17 protein-coding genes and 1 tRNA gene are annotated in these 19802 nt (G+C 66.4%); 2 read left to right on the top strand and 16 right to left on the bottom strand.

Features of this window, described 5'->3' with window-relative positions:
- The first annotated feature begins 8 nt into the window (after window positions 1-8).
- Window positions 9-84: transfer RNA gene (locus QTI05_RS18440), tRNA-Lys, on the top strand.
- An 86-nt stretch (window positions 85-170) separates the two neighbouring features.
- Here QTI05_RS18440 and QTI05_RS18445 read toward each other — a convergent pair.
- The 12 genes from QTI05_RS18445 to argA all read right to left on the bottom strand — a co-directional run bounded on the left by QTI05_RS18445 (window position 171) and on the right by argA (window position 12999).
- Window positions 171-644 (bottom strand): response regulator, encoded by a 474-nt coding sequence (locus QTI05_RS18445; RefSeq protein ID WP_286620138.1) that lies wholly within the window; start codon window positions 642-644, stop codon window positions 171-173.
- 169 nt (window positions 645-813) lie between these two features.
- Window positions 814-1038 carry a hypothetical protein gene (locus QTI05_RS18450; protein WP_286543894.1) on the bottom strand — a complete coding sequence of 75 codons (225 nt, stop codon included), beginning with the start codon at window positions 1036-1038 and terminating at the stop codon, window positions 814-816.
- Window positions 1039-1288: 250 nt separating this feature from the next.
- Window positions 1289-1876: a hypothetical protein gene (locus QTI05_RS18455; RefSeq protein ID WP_286620140.1), complete on the bottom strand. Its 588-nt coding sequence runs from the start codon at window positions 1874-1876 to the stop codon at window positions 1289-1291.
- Between the two features lie 18 nt (window positions 1877-1894).
- Window positions 1895-3850 carry an ABC-F family ATP-binding cassette domain-containing protein gene (locus tag QTI05_RS18460; protein ID WP_286620141.1) on the bottom strand — a complete coding sequence of 652 codons (1956 nt, stop codon included), beginning with the start codon at window positions 3848-3850 and terminating at the stop codon, window positions 1895-1897.
- On the bottom strand, window positions 3847-5607 hold the full coding sequence (locus tag QTI05_RS18465; RefSeq protein WP_286620143.1) for a M14 family metallopeptidase: 1761 nt from the start codon (window positions 5605-5607) through the stop codon (window positions 3847-3849). Before QTI05_RS18465 ends, QTI05_RS18460 begins: the two co-directional genes overlap by 4 nt.
- A 48-nt stretch (window positions 5608-5655) precedes the next feature.
- Complete coding sequence (gene prmB, locus QTI05_RS18470; RefSeq protein ID WP_286620145.1) at window positions 5656-6531, bottom strand: 50S ribosomal protein L3 N(5)-glutamine methyltransferase; 876 nt, start codon at window positions 6529-6531, stop codon at window positions 5656-5658.
- Window positions 6531-7706: a succinyl-diaminopimelate desuccinylase gene (gene dapE / locus QTI05_RS18475; RefSeq protein ID WP_286620147.1), complete on the bottom strand. Its 1176-nt coding sequence runs from the start codon at window positions 7704-7706 to the stop codon at window positions 6531-6533. The genes prmB and dapE overlap by 1 nt, the downstream gene beginning before the upstream one ends.
- 16 nt (window positions 7707-7722) lie before the next feature.
- Entirely contained in the window at window positions 7723-8874 is a 1152-nt protein-coding gene (locus QTI05_RS18480; RefSeq protein ID WP_286620149.1) for a PilT/PilU family type 4a pilus ATPase, read from the bottom strand.
- Between the two features lie 36 nt (window positions 8875-8910).
- A complete protein-coding gene (gene dapD, locus QTI05_RS18485; RefSeq protein ID WP_286543912.1) occupies window positions 8911-9735 on the bottom strand; it encodes a 2,3,4,5-tetrahydropyridine-2,6-dicarboxylate N-succinyltransferase in 825 nt (274 codons plus the stop codon).
- A complete protein-coding gene (dapC, locus tag QTI05_RS18490; protein WP_286620151.1) occupies window positions 9732-10943 on the bottom strand; it encodes a succinyldiaminopimelate transaminase in 1212 nt (403 codons plus the stop codon). The genes dapD and dapC overlap by 4 nt, the downstream gene beginning before the upstream one ends.
- Window positions 10944-10994: 51 nt before the next feature.
- Complete coding sequence (locus tag QTI05_RS18495; RefSeq protein WP_286620152.1) at window positions 10995-11630, bottom strand: LysE family translocator; 636 nt, start codon at window positions 11628-11630, stop codon at window positions 10995-10997.
- 22 nt (window positions 11631-11652) lie between these two features.
- Complete coding sequence (gene argA / locus QTI05_RS18500) at window positions 11653-12999, bottom strand: amino-acid N-acetyltransferase (protein ID WP_286620153.1); 1347 nt, start codon at window positions 12997-12999, stop codon at window positions 11653-11655.
- A gap of 68 nt (window positions 13000-13067) precedes the next feature.
- On the opposite strand from argA, the gene hrpA reads away from it, so the two are divergent.
- Complete coding sequence (gene hrpA / locus QTI05_RS18505) at window positions 13068-16928, top strand: ATP-dependent RNA helicase HrpA (protein WP_286620154.1); 3861 nt, start codon at window positions 13068-13070, stop codon at window positions 16926-16928.
- Window positions 16929-16971: 43 nt separating this feature from the next.
- On the opposite strand, the gene QTI05_RS18510 is transcribed toward hrpA, so the two are convergent.
- The 4 genes from QTI05_RS18510 to QTI05_RS18525 form a co-directional block, all read right to left on the bottom strand.
- Window positions 16972-17130, bottom strand: coding sequence for a DUF3309 family protein (locus tag QTI05_RS18510; RefSeq protein WP_286543923.1), 159 nt, complete (start codon window positions 17128-17130; stop codon window positions 16972-16974).
- A gap of 106 nt (window positions 17131-17236) precedes the next feature.
- A complete protein-coding gene (locus QTI05_RS18515) occupies window positions 17237-18430 on the bottom strand; it encodes a pyridoxal phosphate-dependent aminotransferase (RefSeq protein WP_444812938.1) in 1194 nt (397 codons plus the stop codon).
- Window positions 18427-19368, bottom strand: a complete 942-nt coding sequence (locus QTI05_RS18520; RefSeq protein WP_286543925.1) for a CysB family HTH-type transcriptional regulator — start codon at window positions 19366-19368, stop codon at window positions 18427-18429. The genes QTI05_RS18515 and QTI05_RS18520 overlap by 4 nt, the downstream gene beginning before the upstream one ends.
- A gap of 60 nt (window positions 19369-19428) precedes the next feature.
- On the bottom strand, window positions 19429-19800 hold the full coding sequence (locus QTI05_RS18525) for a sirohydrochlorin chelatase (protein WP_286620157.1): 372 nt from the start codon (window positions 19798-19800) through the stop codon (window positions 19429-19431).
- Window positions 19801-19802: the final 2 nt, after the last annotated feature.

Consider the following 19802-nt stretch of genomic DNA (forward strand, 5'->3'; position numbering starts at 1 on the left):
ATCAGAGTGGGACGTTAGCTCAGTTGGTAGAGCAGCGGACTTTTAATCCGTTGGTCACAAGTTCGAATCTTGTACGTCCTACCACCGAACCCGCGTGGAATATAAAAAGCCTGCTATCGAAAAGATAGCAGGCTTTTTGCTTTTCCGCTGCGTTGCTTGATTGTTGCCCGTCAACAGGCAGCGGGATTGGAACCACGCGGTTCCATGGCTTCCCTGATCAAACCAATTGGGTATCGCCCCTGATCGCGAGTGGCTCGCAGGTTCGGGAGCGGGAGGTCAAAAACCAAAAGCAGGCTGCGAAGCGCGGCGAAGAGTTCGCGGGAGCCTGCCGTCTTTTCGATGTAGATGTCGGCGCCGGCATCGATGCATTCGTCGGCAACGTCAGCTGCGGGCGATGCCGAATAAACCGCCAGGGGCACGCCGGGAAAATGCCGCTTGACCTTCTTGACCCCGGAGCAGCCCCTCGCGTCGGGCAGGTTCAGATCCAGGAGGATCAGGCCGGGAGATCCCGTCAAATCCACGCTCGGCATGAGTTCGGCCAGGCATCCGAGTTCGACCACCTTCCGATGGGGGTGCAGTCGGCGCATCACCATGGCGATGGCGTCGCGCATCATGGCGTGATCGTCGACGACATAGATGTTCATGGCGGCGCGCGCAGGGGCTGTGCTGCGATGCTGCCGCGCAAGTCGACTGTGAATGCCTTGGCAGGCGTGGTCATAGGCGTTCCCCGGTCAAAGCTGGGATCCCGACCATATCTCAGGCACTCCGGGAGCTCTGTACGGCGGCGTACAGAGCAAGCGAACAGAGCGAAAATCAGGCCATGTGCTTGCCGTTGCGCAAAACAGATTCGGCTGCGCCAGTCGAAACCAGGCCAACCGCAGTGGCGCGCAGCAATTCGGCTCGCAGGGCAGCCTCGAGCTGGTGGCGAGCGGCATCGGGGCGGTCGTGTTCGTACTCTTCATCCAGTTCGCAATGAAGGTAATAATCAACCCGTCCCATCAGGCGCTCTATGGCCGCCGCAAGGTCTGTCTCGTTCATCCTCATCCTCTCGGGAGAAACGCGCCTGCGTCGGCGCTGTTTCTTGACCTCCCTGCACGGCGCCAGCTGAATCAGGCTGGCCCTCTCTCAGTGTGATCCTTTTCGGCGAAACCCACATGCAAGAGGGTATTCGATTTGGCGCGAAATTGCGTTATCGGTAACACCAATATCTTTCGATTCACTATACCGAAGCCTGACGGGAAGTCAGAAGCTTCCCCGGACATGGCGCGTCACCATTTGTACATTTTTGTCACCGCCGCAACAGTTGCTGCACCACGCCGCGCAGCCGTGAGCGCCCGGCGGGCGCAGGCGTTTCCAGCTTTCGCAGGGGTGCGGCGCCTGTGGCAGGAGGGGCCGGAAGCAGGTGCTGCGCTGCTTTGGCAACGCGCACGCAGTCCTTGATGTGCTGTTCGCCCAGGGTGCGCAGCGCCGCATAGCCCAGCACGGCCGAGATGGCCTGGCCGGCCAGCGGCACGTATTTGGTCGCCTGCTTGGCCGTCAGGCGGATGCCGGCATGCTTTGCCAGCGTGATCAGCAGTTCGCGGGTGACGAGCTTGCCGACCAGCAGGGCGCCCACGGCGGCGGCCGCTTTTTGCACGCCTTCCCGGCGCTGCGGGCCGAGTCGGTCGAGTTGCGTCAACGAGAGGCCGAACTCGGCGCTGATCTGCGGCACCAGCCGCGACAGCAGCGCGGCATCGGCTGCCCAATCCAGCCCTGGGATCGGCATCGCGCTGGCGGCCGCACCGATCAGCGCCTTGCGCCCGAGCAGGCGTCGGCTGCGCTGGATTGCAGCAATCAGGCGTGGATCGCCCTGGGCAAGCTCGATGGCGGAAGGCATGCCGCCAGCGTAGCAGGCTCAGCTGGCGAGCGCTTCGAGTTGATCCGACAGCGCCAGCCAGCGCTCTTCCAGCGTGGCGATCTCGGCGTTGAGCGCCTTGAGCCGCTTGCCGGCCTCGGCCATCTCGGCGGGTGCCAGCGACCCGGCCAGGCGGGCCTCGAGCGCGGTCTTGTCGGCGCTGGCCGCTGCAAGGCGCGCATCGATCTGCGCGATCTCGCGTTTCAGCGGTTTTTGCTGTTCGCCGCGCTGCTGCACATCCGATCGGGCTGCAGGCGCGGCCGGCGCCGCCGCAACCGCTGCGGCCGAGCGGGAGGCTTCCTTCGCCTCCTCGCGCATCCGCTTGGCCTCGTCCAGCAGGTAGCGCTGGTAGTCGTCGAGGTCACCGTCGAAATCGGTGACCACGCCGCGGCCGACAAGCCAGAACTCGTCGCACACCGAGCGCAGCAGCGCGCGGTCATGGCTCACCAGCATCAGCGTGCCCTCGAACTCGTTGAGTGCCACGGCCAGCGCTTCGCGCGTTGCCAGATCCAGATGGTTGGTGGGTTCGTCGAGCAGCAGCAGGTTGGGGCGCTGCCAGACCATCATGGCCAGCACCAGCCGCGCCTTCTCGCCGCCGCTCATGGTGCCGACCGGTTGCTTGACCATGTCGCCGCTGAAATTGAAGCTGCCCAGGAAACCGCGCAGCGCCTGCTCGCCGGTGCTTTCCTTGACGGCGCTGCCCAGTTCGCGCGCCATGCGCACCATGTGCTCCAGGGGGTTGTCCTGCGGGCGCAGCACGTCGAGCTCCTGCTGCGCAAAGTAGCCGATGTTGAGGCCCTTGCCCTCGGTCACGGTGCCGGCCAGCGCGCCCATCTCGCGCGCGATGGTCTTCACCAGCGTCGACTTGCCCTGGCCGTTGGCGCCCAGGATCCCGATGCGCTGGCCACCCTGCACCGAGCGGCTCACGCCGGTCAGGATAGTCTTGGGTGCCTCGTCTTCGACCTGGTAGCCGAAGCTCGCGCCGGTGATCGACAGCATCGGATTCGGGATGTTGCCGGGCTCCTTGAATTCGAAGGTGAAGTCGGCCTCGGCCAGCAGCGGCGCGACCTTTTCCATGCGCTCCAGCGCCTTGACACGGCTTTGCGCCTGTTTGGCCTTGCTGGCCTTGGCCTTGAAGCGGTCGATGAATTTCTGCAGGTGGGCGATCTTGTCTTGCTGCTTGGCGAAGGCCGTTTGCTGCAGTGCCATCTGCTCGGCGCGCAGCGTTTCGAAGGCGCTGTAGTTGCCGCCGTAGCGCGTGAGCTGCGCGTTCGCGATGTGCAGCGTGACGTCGGTCACCGCGTCCAGGAACTCGCGGTCATGGCTGATCACGATCATGGTGCCGGCGTACTTCTGAAGCCAAGCTTCGAGCCAGACCAGCGCGTCCAGGTCCAGATGGTTGGTGGGTTCGTCGAGCAGCAGGAGGTCGCTCGGGCACATCAGCGCTCGGGCCAGTTGCAGGCGCATGCGCCAGCCGCCGGAAAAACTGTTGACCGGCCCGTCGAGCTCGTGCGACTTGAAGCCGAGGCCCAGAATCAGCGCCTGCGCGCGCGGCACCGCGTCGTGCTCGCCGGCATCGGCCAGGTCGGTGTAGGCGTGGGCCAGCTCCATGCCGATGTCGGCGTCCTCGGGATCGGCTTCGTACGCGGCTTCGATGGCGGCGAGCGTGGTGCGCAAGCCGACCAGCCGGGTGTCTCCGCCCACCACGAAGTCGGTGGCCGATTCTTCGGTCTCGGGCATGTCCTGCGCCACCTGCGCCATGCGCCACTGCTTGGGGATGTAGAAGTCGCCGCCGTCTTCGTGCAGCGTGCCGTTGAAGAGCGCGAACAGGGTCGACTTGCCGGCGCCGTTGCGCCCGACCAGGCCGACTTTTTCACCGGGGTTGAGGGTGACGGTCGCGCCGTCGAGCAGCTTCTTGGCGCTGCGACGCAGGACGACATTTTTGAGAGTGATCATGGACTCGGCGCAATAAGGCCCAGGGCTTCGACTGCGGCCAGTACCGTCGCGGCCTGGGTGTCGTGGGCAAGAATGAAGGGGTCGCCGTAGATCGTTTCGTCAGGAAACTCGGTGATCAAGGTCAGGGCGGGAGAGCCCGGACGGTTGACCTCGCTGATCATGCAGGCCGTGCCATGGATGACTTCGAACGGAAGATCGCCGGCGTGGGCATTGTAACTTGCACGCTGTGCGGCGTTGAAGGCCATCAGGGCCGGCCGCAGAGCCAGTTGCCGGCAGACATGCTCGGCCAACATGCTGGCGCGTGCCTCCCAGCCTGTGTGGTACCGGACGATCAGAAAAAAGCCCTTGGGCACCGTCCAGAGTTCAAATCCGCGCGGAATGTAGCCGGTCAGTGGCCGTGTCCACTCATGTGCCGGATAGCCATGCAGGTTGACGTGCAGTTGCGCGCCCGAGAGCGCCAGCGCCTGTTGGCGCGCCTCGCGTTCGTAGTACGGCGGCTGGTCGCGGTACTCGAGATCGTCGCCGAGCGCGGTGTAGCGCGCCGCATGGTGCATGTGGCACGGTGCGTGGGCGCACAACTCGCGGTGCAGCGCATAGCCGTCGGGGTTCTCGAGCGGGATCAACGCGAAGTGCGCGCCGGGTCGCTGTGCGAGCTGCTGCGCGGCGCGCAGCGCGCCAACCACGCCCGAGGTTTCGTTCGCGTGCTGCGCGCCGCTGATCAGCAGTGCCGGCCCGTCGCCGGGATGGTAGACACCGCGCACCACACGACCCTGCCGGGTCGCGGTTTCGAAGCGCTGGCCGGGAATGCGCGCCAGTTCGCTCGCCGTGCGTGCGAGGGAGAGCGGCGCACCGGCCAGGGCCAGTGGCCCGTTGTCGGCAGGCGCGGGGTCGCAGCGGGTTGGCGAACCATGGGGGGTGAGCGCGATGCGCAGACGCACCGCACCTTCGCTGGGCCGCACATCCGGCACGATCTGTCCCGGTTGGAGGCGGCGGTCGCCGGTGGCCCGGCCGCTGCGGCGCTGGAACACCTCGAGCAGCGAGAAGTAAAGGTCTTCGTGCAGCGCCTCGTGGCTGTTGATCCATCCGGCTTCGAGTGGTGATTCCAATGCGATGCCGGGAAAGTCGACGCGGATGTCGAGCCGCTCGAAGTAGGGCTCGGTGTCGGGCCAGGGATGGCTCTGAAGGAAGGCCATCGCATGCCGGAACAGCGCTTCATAGTCGGACTCGCGCGCGCCATCGGCCACGACGTCATTGCCCTTGCGCACGCGCAACCAGCCGGTCGGGGACAGCAGCGTTTCGCCGAGGTGGTCGGTGTGCACGCGGTTCGGCGCGAACACCGCGTCGGTACGCAGCCGCCCGTCGTGCCAACGCAGGTCGACCTGGTAGCAGGGCGGCGCGTCGTCCACCGGCTTCGGCGCCAGCACCAGCGCGGCGCCACCGACCATCGACACCAGCGGATAGGCCTCGAGCGCGAAGCGGCGCGGCGATGCATGCGGATGCACCGGGTAGTGCACCGTCACCTGCGCCAGCCCGGCAGTGTCGACCTGTTCCAGAAAGTGATGCACCAGCGGCTTGTAGGCGCTGTGCAAACTTGCCTCGACGCCCGTCGCGCGCAGACGCTGCTCGGCGGCGCGGCGCGCGGCAAGCCCCTCGAACAGCCAACCGTCGACCACGACGCCGGGCGCTTGCGCCGCCCGCAACTCGTCCACCCACGCGTCCAGCGTGCGCGGCAATGAGAGGTCGAGGAGGGGGCGCATGGGTCGTCAGGAGGGTTCGCTGCCCGCGCGGGGTGCCTGGGGCCGTGGCTAGTGCAAGTCCCGCATCAGCGTCTCGCGCGTCAGCAGCAGCACCTGGTCGTCGCCGGCCGATGTTTCGAGCCAGACGGCTTCGAGACTTGGGAAGGCCGATTCGAAATGCTCCCGTTCGTTGCCGATCTCGAGCACCAGCACCGCGCGCTCGCTCATGGTTGCAGGCGCCGCCGCGAGCAGGGCGCGGATGAAGTCCATGCCGTCAGTGCCTCCGGCCAGCGCCAGTTCGGGCTCGGCGCGGTATTCGGCTGGCAAGGCGGCCATGCTGCCTGCATTGACGTAGGGCGGATTGCACAGGATCAGGTCGTATGGGCCCGGCAGTGCAGCGAGGCCATCGGATTCGACCAGCGTGATGCGCGCGTCGAGCCCATGCCGCGTGACGTTGATGGCCGCGACCTCGAGCGCCGACGTGGAGATGTCCGCCGCCGTCACGCGAACGTCCGGGTAGGTCATCGCCGCCAGCACCGCGAGGCTGCCGTTGCCGGTGCAGAGATCGAGCACCTGCTGTGTGTGCTCGCCGAGCCAGTAGTCGATGCTGCCATCGACCAGCAACTCGGCGATGAAGCTGCGCGGCACGATCGCGCGCTCGTCGACGTAGAAGGGAACGCCCTGCAGCCAGGCCTCCTTGGTGAGGTAGGCCGCGGGCTTGCGGGTTTCGATGCGTGCCGTCAAAAGTGTGGCGACCCGCGCGGCATCGGCAGGCGCCACCACCCGCTCGGCCACCGAGTCCAGGTCATCGACGGGCAGCTTGAGCTGCCACAGCACGAGCCACGCTGCCTCGTCGAAGGCGTTGTCGGTGCCGTGCCCGAAGGCCACGCCGGCCTCGGCCAGCTGCTTCGCGCCGGCCTCGATCAATTCGATGACGGTGCCCATCAGGCCAGCGACCGCTCGAGTCGTTCCAGCGTGCGGCGGTAGATGTTCTTGAGCGGCTCGATCGCATCGACGGCGATGTGCTCGTCGATCTTGTGGATGCTCGCGTTGACCGGGCCCAGTTCGACCACCTGCTTGCAGATTTTCGCGATGAAGCGTGCGTCGCTGGTGCCGCCGCTGGTCGAGAGTTCGGTGGTGATGCCGGTCTCGTCGTGGATCGCGGCCTGAACGGCCGCCACCAGCTCGCCGGGCGGGGTCAGAAAGGGCAGGCCACCGACCGTCCAGGCGAGCGTGTAGTCGAGGCCATGGGCATCGAGCACGGCCTGCACGCGCTGCTGTAGCGACTCGGGCGTCGATTCGGTCGAAAAGCGGAAGTTGAAGTCGATCACCGCAGCACCCGGAATCACGTTGCTGGCGCCGGTGCCCGCGTGGAAGTTGCTGATCTGCCAGCTGGTCGGCTGGAAGTACGCGTTGCCGGCGTCCCAGCCGCCGGCTGCGTTGATCGCCACCAGCTCGGCCAACGCCGGCGCGAACGCGTGCACCGGGTTCTTCGCAAGGTGCGGGTAGGCGATGTGGCCCTGCACGCCGTTCATCGTGAGCTTTCCGCTCATGGTGCCGCGGCGCCCGTTCTTGATCATGTCGCCGCAGCGTTCGACCGAGGTCGGTTCACCCACGATGCAGAAGTCGACCACGTCGCCGCGTGCGGCCAGCGTGTTGCAGACCACGACGGTGCCGTCGATACCCGGGCCCTCTTCGTCGCTCGTGAGCAGCAGCGCGATCGACAGGCGCGGGTCGGGCGTGGCGGCCAGGAACTCCTCGATGGCCACGACGAAGGCGGCAAGCGAGGTCTTCATGTCGCAGGCGCCCCGGCCATAGAGCAGGCCGCCGCGGTGGGTGGGCGTGAACGGATGGCTCGTCCATTGCGCGAGGGGGCCGGTAGGCACCACGTCCGTGTGGCCGGCGAACGCGATGGTTCGGGTGGCGCCATGCGCGGTCGCCGCAGCCCGTTTGGCCCAGAGGTTCGTGACCCGGAAATCGGCCGGCCCGCTTTCGATGGTTTCCAGTGCGAAGCCCAGCCGTGCCAGCCGCTCGCCGAGAATCTGCTGGCAGCCCCCGTCGTCGGGTGTGACAGAGGGGCGCGAGATCAGTTGTTCGGCAAGATGCAGCGTTCGGGACATGAGGGAGGCGAGGGGCTTAGAACTTCACATCCAGTGTGATGTCGGTGAAGGTCGGCTCTTCGACCTGGTCCATCAGGCTGCGCTCTTCCGCTTTCGCCGCGGGCTTGTTGCGGTTCTGCAGGCGCCACATCAGGTTGGTCGGCGAGTCGGCTTGCAGCAGGCCTTCGGCCCGCGTGACCACGTCGTCGTTGATCAGGCGTGCGATGTCTTCCTCGAAGGTCTGCGAGCCTTCGGCCATCGACTGCTCCATGGCTTCCTTTACTGCCGAGAAGTCACCCTTTTCGATGAACTCGGCCACGAGCGCGGTGTTCAGCAGGACTTCGAGCGCGGGCACCCGGTTGCCGGTCGGCGTGCGCAGCAGGCGCTGCGCCACGATCGCTCGCAACGCGCTGCCGAGGTCGCCCAGCAGCGTGGCGCGCACCTCGACCGGGTAGAAGCTCAAGATGCGGTTCAGCGCACGGTGGCTGTTGTTGGCATGCAGCGTGGCCACGCAGAGGTGGCCCGATTGCGCGTAGGCGATGGCGGCCGTCATGGTCTCGCGGTCGCGGATTTCGCCGATCTGGATCACGTCGGGTGCCTGGCGCAACGCGTTCTTCAGCGCAATCTGCAGCGATTGCGTGTCGCTGCCCACGTCGCGCTGGTTCACCATCGATTTCTTGTTGGTGTAGGTGAACTCGATCGGCTCCTCGACCGTCAGGATGTGGCCGCTGGCGTTTTCGTTGCGGTAGTCGAGCATCGAGGCCAGCGTGGTGGTCTTGCCAGCACCGGTGGCGCCCACCATCAGGATCAGCCCGCGCTTTTCCATGATCAGCGTCTTCAGGATCTCGGGCAGGTTCAGGTCGTCAAAGGTCGGGATCACCGACGCAATGTGGCGCACCACCACGGCGTAGGTGCCGCGCTGGCGCATCGCGCTGATCCGGTAGTTGCCCGCGCCTTCGAGCGCAATGGCCATGTTGAGCTCGCCCATGCGTTCGAGCTCGGCGATGCGGCTCTCATGCACCACCTCCGCCAGCAGGTGCAGCGGCGCATCGGGTGGCAGGATCTGCGCGTTGATCGGCAGGCAGGTCCCGTTGATGCGGATCAGGGCCGGCGAGTGCGCCGAGAGGTAGATGTCCGACGCTTTGCGTTCGGCCATCAGGCGAAGAATTCGCTCCATCGTTCCGGTCATCGGGACTCCTCCGGCGGGTTGTAGAAAAGAAAAGGATCAGTCGCGCAGCAGGTCGTTCAGCGAGGTGGTCGAGCGCGTCTTGGCGTCGACCTTCTTGACGATGATCGCAGCGTACATGTTGTACTTGCCGCCGGGCTTCGGCAGGCTGCCGCTCACCACCACCGAGCCGGCGGGCACGCGGCCGTAGCTCACGCTGTCGGTGGCACGGTCGTAGATAGGGGTGCTCTGGCCGATGAACACGCCCATCGACAGCACCGAGTTCTCTTCGACGACCACGCCTTCGACCACTTCGGAGCGCGCGCCGATGAAGCAGTTGTCCTCGATGATGGTCGGGCCGGCCTGCAGCGGCTCCAGCACGCCGCCGATGCCGACGCCGCCCGAAAGGTGCACATTGGCGCCGATCTGCGCGCACGAGCCCACCGTGGCCCAGGTGTCGACCATGGTGCCTTCGCCGACGTAGGCGCCGATGTTCACGTAGCTGGGCATCAGGATCGCGCCCTTGGCGATGTAGCTGCCGCGGCGCGCCACGGCGGGCGGCACGATGCGCACGCCGGCTTCCTTGAGCTCGCTGGCCGACAGGTGCGAGAACTTGGTCGGCACCTTGTCGTAGAAGCCGAGCGAGCCGGCCTGCATCTGCTCGTTGTCCTTCAGGCGGAACGACAGCAGCACGGCCTTCTTGATCCACTGGTGCACCGTCCACTGGCCGACGCTCTCGCGCGTGGCCACGCGCAGGTGGCCGTTGTTGAGCTCGGCGATGACGTGTTCGACAGCTTCGAGCACTTCCTTGGGCGCCTGGGTGGCGGAAAGGTTGGCGCGGTCTTCCCACGCGGCGTCGATGGTCTGCTGGAGTTGTTGGGTCATGAAGAAAGGTCTCTTTGGATAAACTGAACGATGCGCCCGGCGGCCTCGACGCACTCGGCGGTGTCGGCCACCAGGGCCATGCGAATCCGCCCACGGCCCGGGTTGCGACCTTGCGAATCGCGTGCCAGGTAGCTTCCGGGCAAAACCGTCACATTGTATTGAGCGTACAGGGCGCGGGCGAAAGCCTCGTCGTCCCCGTTCCAGGCGGCTGGAATGCCGGCCCACAGGTAGAAGCTGGCGTCGGGCAGGGCCACGTCCAGCACGGCCTCGAGCATCGGCGTGACCGCGGCGAACTTGGCCCGGTACAGCGCGCGGTTCTCCACGACATGGGCTTCATCGTTCCAGGCCGCGATGCTGGCGGCCGCCACGCTGCCGCTCATGGCACTGCCGTGGTAGGTGCGGTAGAGCAGAAAGCGCTTGATGATGGCCGCATCCCCCGCGACGAAGCCGCTGCGCAGCCCCGGCACGTTGCTGCGCTTTGACAAAGATGTCAGGGCGATCAGGTTCCTGAAGTCGTGGCGCCCCAGTTTGTCGGCCGCTTCGAGGCCGCCGAGCGGCGGCTCGTCGCGGAAATAGATCTCGCTGTAGCACTCGTCGGCCGCGATCACGAAGCCGTGCCGATCCGACAGCGCGAACAGCTTGCGCCACTCGTCCAGCGGCATCACCGCGCCGGTCGGGTTGCCGGGCGAGCAGACGAACACGAGTTGGGTGCGGGCCCAGACCTCTTCCGGCACGCTGTCCCAATCTACCGCGAAGTTGCGCTCGGCCAGGCTGGGCGCGTAGTGCACTTCGGCGCCGGCCAGCAGCGCCGCGCCCTCGTAGATTTGATAGAACGGATTGGGCGAGACGACCACCGGGCCAGGCCTGGCGCTCGCGTCCACCACCGTTTGGGCCAATGCAAACAGCGCCTCGCGCGAGCCATTGACCGGCAGCACCTGGGTCGCCGGATCCAGCGCCAGTCCATAGCGTCGCTGCAGCCACCCGGTGAAGGCGGCGCGCAATGCGGGGGTGCCTGCCGTTGCGGGGTACATGGCCAGCGCACCAAGGCCTTCGGTGAGCGCATCCTTGATGAACTGCGGCGTGGGGTGCTTGGGTTCGCCGATGCCAAGGCTGATGGGCGGGAACGCGGCGTCCGGTGTGACGCCTGCAAAAAGCTGCTTGAGCCGCTCGAACGGGTAGGGCTGCAGTCTGGCGAGCAGGGGATTCATGCCCGCGATTATCGGGGACGGCCCGCAGGGCCGAAGCGCTCGCGCGCCCGTTCAGGCGTTGCCGCGGCGATAGAAGGCCAGCGATGCGGCCAGCGCCAGCAGCATGGCGCCGCAGGTGCGATCGAGCCAGCGCGTGGCCGATGCGGTGAGCAGGCGCATGGCGCGGGCGCCGACAAATGCGTAGATGCACATCACGGCCACGTCCAGTGACGCGAACAACAACGCGATGGCGATGTACTGCGGCGTCTGCGCCACTGCCGGATCGATGAACTGCGGCAGCAGTGCCGAGCAGAACAGATAGCCCTTCGGGTTGGTCACCGCGACCAGGAAGGACTTGAAAAAGACCTGCCGGCCGGTACGTCGTCCACCGCCGCCCGGGCCCGCCACAGGCACATCGAAACCGCCGCGCGAGCGCAGCATCCGGATGCCGAGCCATGCAAGGTAGAGAGCACCCGCCCACTTGAGCATCGAGAACCAGAACTCCGACGCCGCGAGCAATGCGCCCAGGCCGAGCGCCACCGCGCCGACCAGCACGAAATCAGACAGCGCCGCGCCCAGCATGCCCGGCAGCGCGCCGCGCACGCCGTGGCGCGAGCCGTTGCTCAGGGCCAGCAGCACGGTCGGCCCGGGCGTGGCGATGGCGGCCAGCGCGACGATCGAGAACAGGAGGGCGGTCGTGAACGTCATGGGCACCGGCCTTTCGTGCGGATCAGAGTTTCTTGACGAGAACCTGGCTTTTGCGGTCCCAGTTGTACTTGCGCTTGCGCGCCTCGGGCAGCCATTCTGGATCCACCTGCACGAAGCCGCGCTTGATGAACCAGTGCATGGTGCGCGTTGTCAGCACGAAGATGCTCTCGAGGCCCATCCCCTTTGCGCGCTGCTCGACGCGCTTGAGGATGCGCTCGCCGTCGCCCTGCGACTGCACGTTGGGCGACACCGTCAGGGCCGCCATCTCGGCGGTGCGCGCCTCGGGGTAGGGATAGAGCGCGGCACAGCCGAAGATCACGCCGTCGTGCTCGATGACCGTGTAGTGGCCGACGTCGCGCTCGATCTCGGTGCGGTCGCGCTTGACCAGCGTGCCGTCGCGCTCGAAAGGCTCGATCAGTTGCAGGATGCCGCCGATGTCGTCGGCCGTGGCTTCGCGCAGCGACTCGAGCTTTTCGTCGATCACCATGGTGCCGATGCCGTCGTGCACGTACACCTCGAGCAGCAGCGCGCCGTCGACCGCGAACGGCAGGATGTGGTTGCGTTCGACGCCGCCCTTGCAGGCCTTGACGCAGTGCTGCAGGTAAAAGGCGCTGTCGGTCGGGCGTTGCGCCGGTGCCAGCTTGGCCAGCAATTTCTCGGCGGCAGCCAGCGGCAGTTCGGTGTCGATCGGGTTGTCTTCGCTCACCGGCAGGCTGGTGTCGAGCGGAATGCCGGGGATCTCGGTCAGGAAGAGCAGCTTGTCGGCCTGGATCGAGATCGCGACGCTGGTGGCCACCTCTTCCATCGTGAGGTTGAAGGCCTCGCCGGTGGGGGAGAAGCCGAACGGCGAAATCAGCACCATCGCGCCGAAGTCGAGCGTGCGGCGGATGCCTGCGCTGTCGACCTTGCGCACCAGCCCCGAATGCTTGAAGTCGACCCCGTCGAGCACGCCCACTGGCCGTGCCGTGATGAAGTTGCCCGAGATGATGCGCACCGTGGAGCCGGCCATCGGCGTGTTCGGCAGGCCCTGGCTGAACGCGGCCTCGATCTCGTAGCGCAGCTGGCCCGCGGCTTCCTGGGCCGAATCGAGCGCAACCTCGTCGGTGATGCGCATCCCGTGCGAATAGCGCGCCTCGTGGCCCTTGGCGCGCAACTGCTCGTTGACCTGCGGGCGAAAGCCATGCACCAGGACGATCTTCACGCCCATCGACTGGATCAGCGCCAGATCCTGCGCGATGTTCTGCAACTTGCCGGCGGCGATCGCCTCGCCCGCCAGCCCGACCACGAAAGTCTTGCCCCGGTGCGTGTGGATGTAGGGCGCCACCGAGCGGAACCAGGGGACGAAGGTGAAATTGAAGACGGTGGACATTGGCAGGGGTGAGGAGGGCAGGGATGTCGGGCGCAAGATAATCGACGATTTTCCCTGAACTGACGGCCTTGTCCTTGTCCCCCCTTCGAATCGAGTTCCCAGAAGCCCTGCCGGTGTCGGCCCGGCGCGACGAGATCGCCACCGCCATCGCGAACAACCAGGTGGTGATCGTGTGCGGCGAAACCGGCTCGGGCAAGACCACGCAGTTGCCGAAGATCGTGCTGCAGCTAGGGCGCGGCAAGCTCAATGCCGAACTCGGCAAGGGCAAGCTGATCGGCCACACCCAGCCGCGCCGCATCGCCGCGAGCTCGGTGGCCAAGCGCATTGCCGAGGAGCTGAAGACGCCGCTCGGCGAGGTGGTCGGCTTCAAGGTGCGCTTCCAGGATCGCCTCGGCCGCGACGCCTCGGTCAAGCTCATGACCGACGGCATCCTGCTGGCCGAGACGCAGACCGACCCGCTGCTCAAGGCCTACGACACCCTCATCATCGACGAGGCCCACGAGCGCTCGCTGAACATCGACTTCCTGCTGGGCTACCTGCGAGAGATCCTGCCGCGCCGGCCGGACCTGAAGGTGATCGTGACCTCGGCGACCATCGATGCCGACCGCTTTGCGACGCATTTCGCATCGAGGAGCGGTCCTGCGCCGATCATCTACGTGTCGGGCCGCACCTTCCCGGTGGAACAGCGCTGGCGGCCGTTCGAGGAATCGCGCGAATACGACCTCAACAATGCGATCGCCGACGGTGTCGACGAACTCTGGCGCGATCCGCACAACGCGGGCGACATCCTGGTGTTTCTGCCCGGCGAGCGGGAGATCCGCGAGGCGGCCGACCACCTGCGCAAGCACCTTGCGCACCAGCCGCTGTACCGCGGCGCCGAAGTGTTGCCGCTGTTCGCAAGGCTGTCGCCGGCCGAGCAGGATCGCATCTTCGAAGGCCATACCGGTCGCCGCATCGTGCTGGCCACCAACGTGGCCGAAACCTCGCTCACCGTGCCCGGCACGCGCTATGTGATCGATGCCGGCACGGCACGGGTCAAGCGCTACAGCTTCCGCAGCAAGGTCGAGCAGTTGCTGGTCGAGCCGATCAGCCAGGCGGCGGCGAACCAGCGCGCCGGCCGCTGTGGCCGCGTGGCCAACGGCATCTGCATCCGGCTCTACGACGAAAAAGACTTTGCGGGGCGACCACGCTTTACCGACCCCGAGATCCTGCGCTCGTCGCTCGCCGGCGTGATCCTGCGCATGAAGTCGCTGCGCCTGGGCGACGTGTCGCGTTTTCCGTTCCTCGAGGCGCCGTCGCCGCGCGCCATTGCCGACGGCTACCAGTTGCTCAACGAATTGGGCGCGGTCGACGACGCGAACGAGCTCACGGCCATCGGCGGCGAACTCGCGCGGCTGCCGCTCGACCCGCGCGTGGGTCGCATGATCCTGGAGGCGCGGTCGCGCAGCGCGCTCGAAGAGGTGCTGGTGATTGCGTCGGCACTCAGCGTGCAGGACGTGCGCGACCGCCCGATGGACGCGCAGCAACAGGCCGACCAGGCGCATGCCAGGTTCGACGACGAGAAGAGCGAGTTCAGCGGCTACCTGCAACTCTGGAAGTGGATCCATGCCGCGCGCGGCGGCCATGGCGACACGCACAAGCTCACCAACCGGCAATATGAGCAGTTGCTGCGCCAGAACTTCGTCAACATCCGCCGCGTGCGCGAATGGCGCGACATCCATTCGCAACTGCTCACGGTCGTGACAGAGCACAAGTGGAAGATCAATACGCAGCCCGCGAACTACGAGCAGCTGCATCTGTCGATGCTGGCCGGCCTGCTCGGCAACATCGGCTGGAAACTGGAGGATGACGAAGCTTATCTCGGCGCGCGCGGCATCAAGTTCTACCGCCATCCGGGCGCGCACCTGAAGAAGAAGCCGGGCCGCTGGATCGTGGTGGCCGAGCTGGTCGAGACCACGCGCCTGTTCGGCCGCGGCATCGCCAACATCGAGCCGCAGTGGCTCGAGCAGGTGGCGGGCCATCTGCTCAAGAAGCAGCTGCTCGATCCGCACTGGGAGAAGAAGGGCGCGCAGGTCACGGCGCTGGAGCGCGCCACCTTGTATGGCCTGGTGGTCTACAGCGGGCGGCGTGTCGACTTCACCCGGGTCGACCCGGTCGCGGCGCGCGAGATCTTCATTCGCGAAGCGCTGGTGGGTGGGCAGTGGGACAGCAAGTACCCGTTCCTGGCCGCCAACCGCAAGCTGGTGAAGGAGGTGGAGGGCCTCGAGCACAAGTCGCGCCGGCAGGACGTGCTGGTCGACGACGAGCTGATCTATGCGTTCTACGACGCGCAACTCCCGCCAGATGTGGCCAGCGGTGCATCGTTCGAGCATTGGTACAAGGAGCGTTCGCATACCGAGCCGCGCCTGCTGTTCCTGACGCGCGATGAGCTCATGCGGCACCAGGCCGCCGGCATCACGACCGATTCGTTCCCGCCGACCCTCCGCCTGGGTGGCGTCGATTGCGCGGCGACCTATCTGCACGAGCCTGGCGACGCGCGCGATGGCCTGACGGTGACAGTGCCGCTGTTCGTGCTGAACCAGGTCAGCGAGGAGCGCAGCGAGTGGTTGGTCACCGGCATGCTCAAGGACAAGTTGCAGGCGCTGCTCAAGAGCCTGCCGCAGCGGCCGCGCTCGCGTCTGGTGCCGTTGCCGGAGTCGGCCTCGAAGCTGGCCGAGGCGATGTCGACGCCCGAGGCTTTCGGCGCCGGATCGCTGACGGACGCGCTGCTCAAGCGCGTGCGCGACCTCACGAGCCTCGATGTGAAGCGTGCCGACTTCAAGCTCGACATGCTGCCGCCGCATCTGTTCATGAACCTGCGCGTGGTCGACGAGCATGGCCGCCAACTCGGGATGGGGCGCAACCTCGGTGCACTCAAGGCCGAACTCGGGGCGCAGGCGCGCGGCGCGTTCCAGGCGCTGGCGGGGCTCAATGTCAAGAAGACCCCGGATCCGGAACAGAAAGCGGCCGCTGCGCCCGCAGGACGCGCGCAGGCTGCTGTCAAGAACGCGGCGGCGGAGCCCTCGTTGCCGGCCGGGCAACGCTACGTGGCCTGGACCTTCGGCGAGCTGCCGGAGCTGATGGAAGTGCGGCGCGGCGCGCAGTCGCTGGTCGGCTTTCCCGCACTGGTGAACGACGGGCATCCCGATGGCGTGACCATCGAGGTGTTCGACGAGCCGGCCGTCGCGGCGGCCAAGCACCGCGCCGGGCTGCGTCGTCTGGTCGCGCTGCAGCTCAAGGATGCGCTCAAGTACCTCGAGAAGAACATCCCCGACCTGCAGAAGATGGCCGTGGCCTTCATGCCGCTCGGCACGGTGGAAGAGCTGCGCGCGCAGATCATCGATGTGGCGCTGGACCGGGCGTTCCTGCAGGAGCCGTTGCCCACCGACGAGTTCGCATTCAAGCGCCGCATCGAGGAAGGGCGCGGCCGGCTCACGCTGATCGCCAACGAGGTCGCGCGGCTGGCCAGCGTGATCCTCGTCGACTACGCGGCCGCGGTGCGCAAGATCAAGGACACCAGGCTGCAGCCGGAATCGGTGCAGGACGCCTCGCAGCAATTGCAGCGGTTGGTCGGCAAGCGTTTTATCGCCGAAACGCCCTGGCCGCAGCTGCAGCACTTCGCGCGCTATCTCAAGGCCATCGTGCTGCGGCTCGACAAGCTGCGCGCCGATGCCGCGCGCGATACGGCCAAGCTGGCCGAACTGCGTCCGCAGGAGCAGCGCTACTGGCGCCTGGTGGCCGAACGCAAGGGCGCGGTCGACGACCGCATGCTGGAGTTCCGGTGGTTGCTGGAGGAACTGCGCGTGAGCTTCTTCGCGCAGGAACTGCGTACGCCGCAGCCGGTGAGCGTCAAGCGGCTCGACAAGGCCTGGGCGCAGCTCGACGCATGAAAAAGCCCGCCGAAGCGGGCTTTCGAGGGGTTTCGGCCGGGCGCTATATGCGGCCCATCAGCAGCAGCACGATCACCACCAGCAGCACCAGGCCAAGGCCGCCGCTCGGGCCGTAGCCCCAACTGCGGCTGTAGCCCCAACTCGGCAGCGCGCCGATCAGCAACAGGACCACGACGATCAGCAGGATCAACGAAAGCGACATGGACTTCTCCTAAAGGCATTGCAAAGGAGTCCATGGTCGGCTCCGGCAGGCCAATCGCCTAGGGAAAGCAGCCCCTTCGGTGGTCAGGAAGCACCTACGACCGGTGTCAGAGCCGGGCGAGTCGTTCCAGTGCGGCGTTGAGCGTTTCGTCCTTCTTGGCAAAGCAGAAGCGCACCACGCGCTGGTCGAAACCATCGCCATAGAAAGCCGAAAGCGGAATCGCCGCCACGCCGACCTCGCCGGTGAGCCACAGGCAAAACTCGGATTCCGACAGGCTGCTCACGGCCGAGATGTCCACGCACTGGAAGTAGGTGCCTTCGCTCGGCAGCAGTTTCAGGCGCGTTTTCGCCAGGCCGGCTGCAAACAGGTCGCGTTTGTGCTGGTAGAAGGCCGGCAACTCGAGGTAGGGCGCCGGGTCCGCCATGAACTGCGCCAGCGCATGCTGCATCGGTGTGTTGACGGTGAACACGTTGAACTGGTGCACCTTGCGGAACTCGGCGGTGAGCGGCGCCGGCGCGGCCACGTAGCCGACCTTCCAGCCGGTCACGTGGTAGGTCTTGCCGAAGCTGCTGACGATGAAGCTGCGTGCAGCCAGGCCCGGGTAGCGCGCGGCGCTTTCGTGGCGTTGCGGCGCGTAGACCATGTGCTCGTAGACCTCGTCGGCAATCACCAGCACCTCGGTGGGCGCCAGCAGGTCGTCGAGCCGGCGCATCTCCGCATCCGTCCATACGGTGGCGCTCGGGTTGTGCGGGGTGTTGACGATGATCGCGCGTGTTTTCGGCGTGAGCGCGGCAGCGATCTTGTCGAAGTCGGGCCGGAACGTACCCGGCGTGAGCGGCACGCGCACCACGGTGCCGCCGGCCAGCTCGATGTTGGGCACGTAGCTGTCGTAGCAAGGCTCCAGCACGATCACCTCGTCGCCCGGGCGCACCACGGCCAGGACGGCGGTGATGATGGCCTGGGTGGCGCCGGCGGTGATGGTGATCTCGTCGGCGGCGCTGTAGCGGTGACCGTAGAGCGCCTCGATCTTCGACACGATCGCGTTGCGCAGCGGCAGGATGCCGGGCATCGGCGGGTACTGGTTGTGGCCCGCGGCCATGGCGTCCGTGACGGCCTGCAGCAGCGCTGGATCGCAGCCGAAGTCCGGAAAGCCCTGGCCGAGATTGACCGCATTTTTCTCGGCGGCGAGCGCCGACATCACGGTGAAGATGGTGGTGCCGACGGCCGGCAGCTTGGTGGTCAATGCCGGCGTACGCGGCGCGGTGCCGGCAGCGGCAGAAGATGAAAGTACGGCGCTCACAGCTGGTAGTCCTGGTTGTGGCCGGCAAGGGCCTTGGCGATGAGATTGCGGTCGAGCCGGTCGCTCAGCAACTCGGCGAACTTGAAGACGAAGTTGCGCAGGTAGGCGCTGCGCTTGAAGGCGACGCGTGCGATGTTGGTGCCGAAGAGATGGCCCATCGGGCGCACCACGAGGTCGGCGTTGGAGTCGTCGCGCACCGCCATCTCGGCCACGATGCCGACGCCGAGGCCGAGCCGCACATAGGTCTTGATCACGTCGGAGTCGATCGCTTCGAGCGCGATGCGCGGCGTGAGCTTCTTCTGCGCAAAGGCATGGTCGATGCGCGTGCGCCCGGTGAACGACGGGTGGTAGGTGATGATCGGCTCGTGCGCGATGTCTTCGAGCGAGACGCGCTCCTTGTCCGCCAGCGGATGGTCTTTCGGCAGCACCAGCACGTGCTGCCACTCGTAGCAGGGCAGCGTCACGAGTTCGGCGTAGCCATCGAGCGATTCGGTCGCGATGCCGATCTCGGCGATCTCGTCGATCACCATGCGCGCCACCTGGTCCGGCGACCCCTGGTGCAGGCTCACATTGACCTTGGGGTAGGCCTCGCGCAGCTTCGCCACCGGCACCGGCAGCACATAGCGCGCCTGCGTATGGGTGGTGGCGATCGAGAGCGTGCCGCTGTCTTGCGCGCTGAACTGCTCGCCGATGCGCTTGAGGTTGCCGACCTCGCGCATGATCAGTTCGATGCTCGCAATCACGTGCTGGCCCGGCTCGGTCACGCGCTTCAGGCGCTTGCCGTGGCGCGCGAAGATCTCGACGCCGAGTTCTTCCTCGAGCTCGATGATGGCCTTGGAGACGCCGGGTTGCGAGGTGTGCAGCGCCTTGGCCGCCTCGGTCAGATTCAGGTTGCGGCGCACCGCTTCCTGCACAAATTTGAATTGGTGCAGATTCATAACAAATTCCGTCCTTTTACGGGATTCATTATGCCTTCTGAATCTATCGATGTCGGCGGATCATCCTTGCGCGAGCGCAATCCGGGCCATCAGATCGATCAGTTCCGGCTCTTCGCCCACCGCCTTGCGCAGCGAGAAATCGACCGCCGGGTGTGCAGTGCGAAGCTGCTCCAGCAACAGCGGCAGGTCTTCGCGCAGATGCTTGCCCATGCCGAGAAACAGCGGCACCACGCGCACGCTGCGTGCGCCGCCGGCCACCATCTGTGCAGCGGCCGTCGGCAGGTCGGGCTCGACCAGCTCGAGGTAGGCGCAGGCCACCTGGGCTGCCGGGTCGCGCTCGCCAATCCTGCGCGCGACGGCTTCGACCGGCTCGCGCCAGCGCACGTCGCGCGAGCCGTGCGCAAACAGCAGGATGCCGCGCTCGCCCCCCATCG

Source organism: Variovorax fucosicus (assembly GCF_030316825.1).
GTDB lineage: Bacteria > Pseudomonadota > Gammaproteobacteria > Burkholderiales > Burkholderiaceae_C > Variovorax > Variovorax fucosicus.

What these genes read in the sequence shown, in the direction of transcription:
- QTI05_RS18445 (WP_286620138.1), bottom strand. Translation starts at nt 644, where the DNA reads ATGAACATCTATGTCGTCGACGATCACGCCATGATGCGCGACGCCATC.
- QTI05_RS18450 (WP_286543894.1), bottom strand. Translation starts at nt 1,038, where the DNA reads ATGAACGAGACAGACCTTGCGGCGGCCATAGAGCGCCTGATGGGACGG.
- QTI05_RS18455 (WP_286620140.1), bottom strand. Translation starts at nt 1,876, where the DNA reads ATGCCTTCCGCCATCGAGCTTGCCCAGGGCGATCCACGCCTGATTGCT.
- QTI05_RS18460 (WP_286620141.1), bottom strand. Translation starts at nt 3,850, where the DNA reads ATGATCACTCTCAAAAATGTCGTCCTGCGTCGCAGCGCCAAGAAGCTG.
- QTI05_RS18465 (WP_286620143.1), bottom strand. Translation starts at nt 5,607, where the DNA reads ATGCGCCCCCTCCTCGACCTCTCATTGCCGCGCACGCTGGACGCGTGG.
- prmB (WP_286620145.1), bottom strand. Translation starts at nt 6,531, where the DNA reads ATGGGCACCGTCATCGAATTGATCGAGGCCGGCGCGAAGCAGCTGGCC.
- dapE (WP_286620147.1), bottom strand. Translation starts at nt 7,706, where the DNA reads ATGTCCCGAACGCTGCATCTTGCCGAACAACTGATCTCGCGCCCCTCT.
- QTI05_RS18480 (WP_286620149.1), bottom strand. Translation starts at nt 8,874, where the DNA reads ATGACCGGAACGATGGAGCGAATTCTTCGCCTGATGGCCGAACGCAAA.
- dapD (WP_286543912.1), bottom strand. Translation starts at nt 9,735, where the DNA reads ATGACCCAACAACTCCAGCAGACCATCGACGCCGCGTGGGAAGACCGC.
- dapC (WP_286620151.1), bottom strand. Translation starts at nt 10,943, where the DNA reads ATGAATCCCCTGCTCGCCAGACTGCAGCCCTACCCGTTCGAGCGGCTC.
- QTI05_RS18495 (WP_286620152.1), bottom strand. Translation starts at nt 11,630, where the DNA reads ATGACGTTCACGACCGCCCTCCTGTTCTCGATCGTCGCGCTGGCCGCC.
- argA (WP_286620153.1), bottom strand. Translation starts at nt 12,999, where the DNA reads ATGTCCACCGTCTTCAATTTCACCTTCGTCCCCTGGTTCCGCTCGGTG.
- QTI05_RS18510 (WP_286543923.1), bottom strand. Translation starts at nt 17,130, where the DNA reads ATGTCGCTTTCGTTGATCCTGCTGATCGTCGTGGTCCTGTTGCTGATC.
- QTI05_RS18520 (WP_286543925.1), bottom strand. Translation starts at nt 19,368, where the DNA reads ATGAATCTGCACCAATTCAAATTTGTGCAGGAAGCGGTGCGCCGCAAC.
- QTI05_RS18525 (WP_286620157.1), bottom strand. Translation starts at nt 19,800, where the DNA reads ATGGGGGGCGAGCGCGGCATCCTGCTGTTTGCGCACGGCTCGCGCGAC.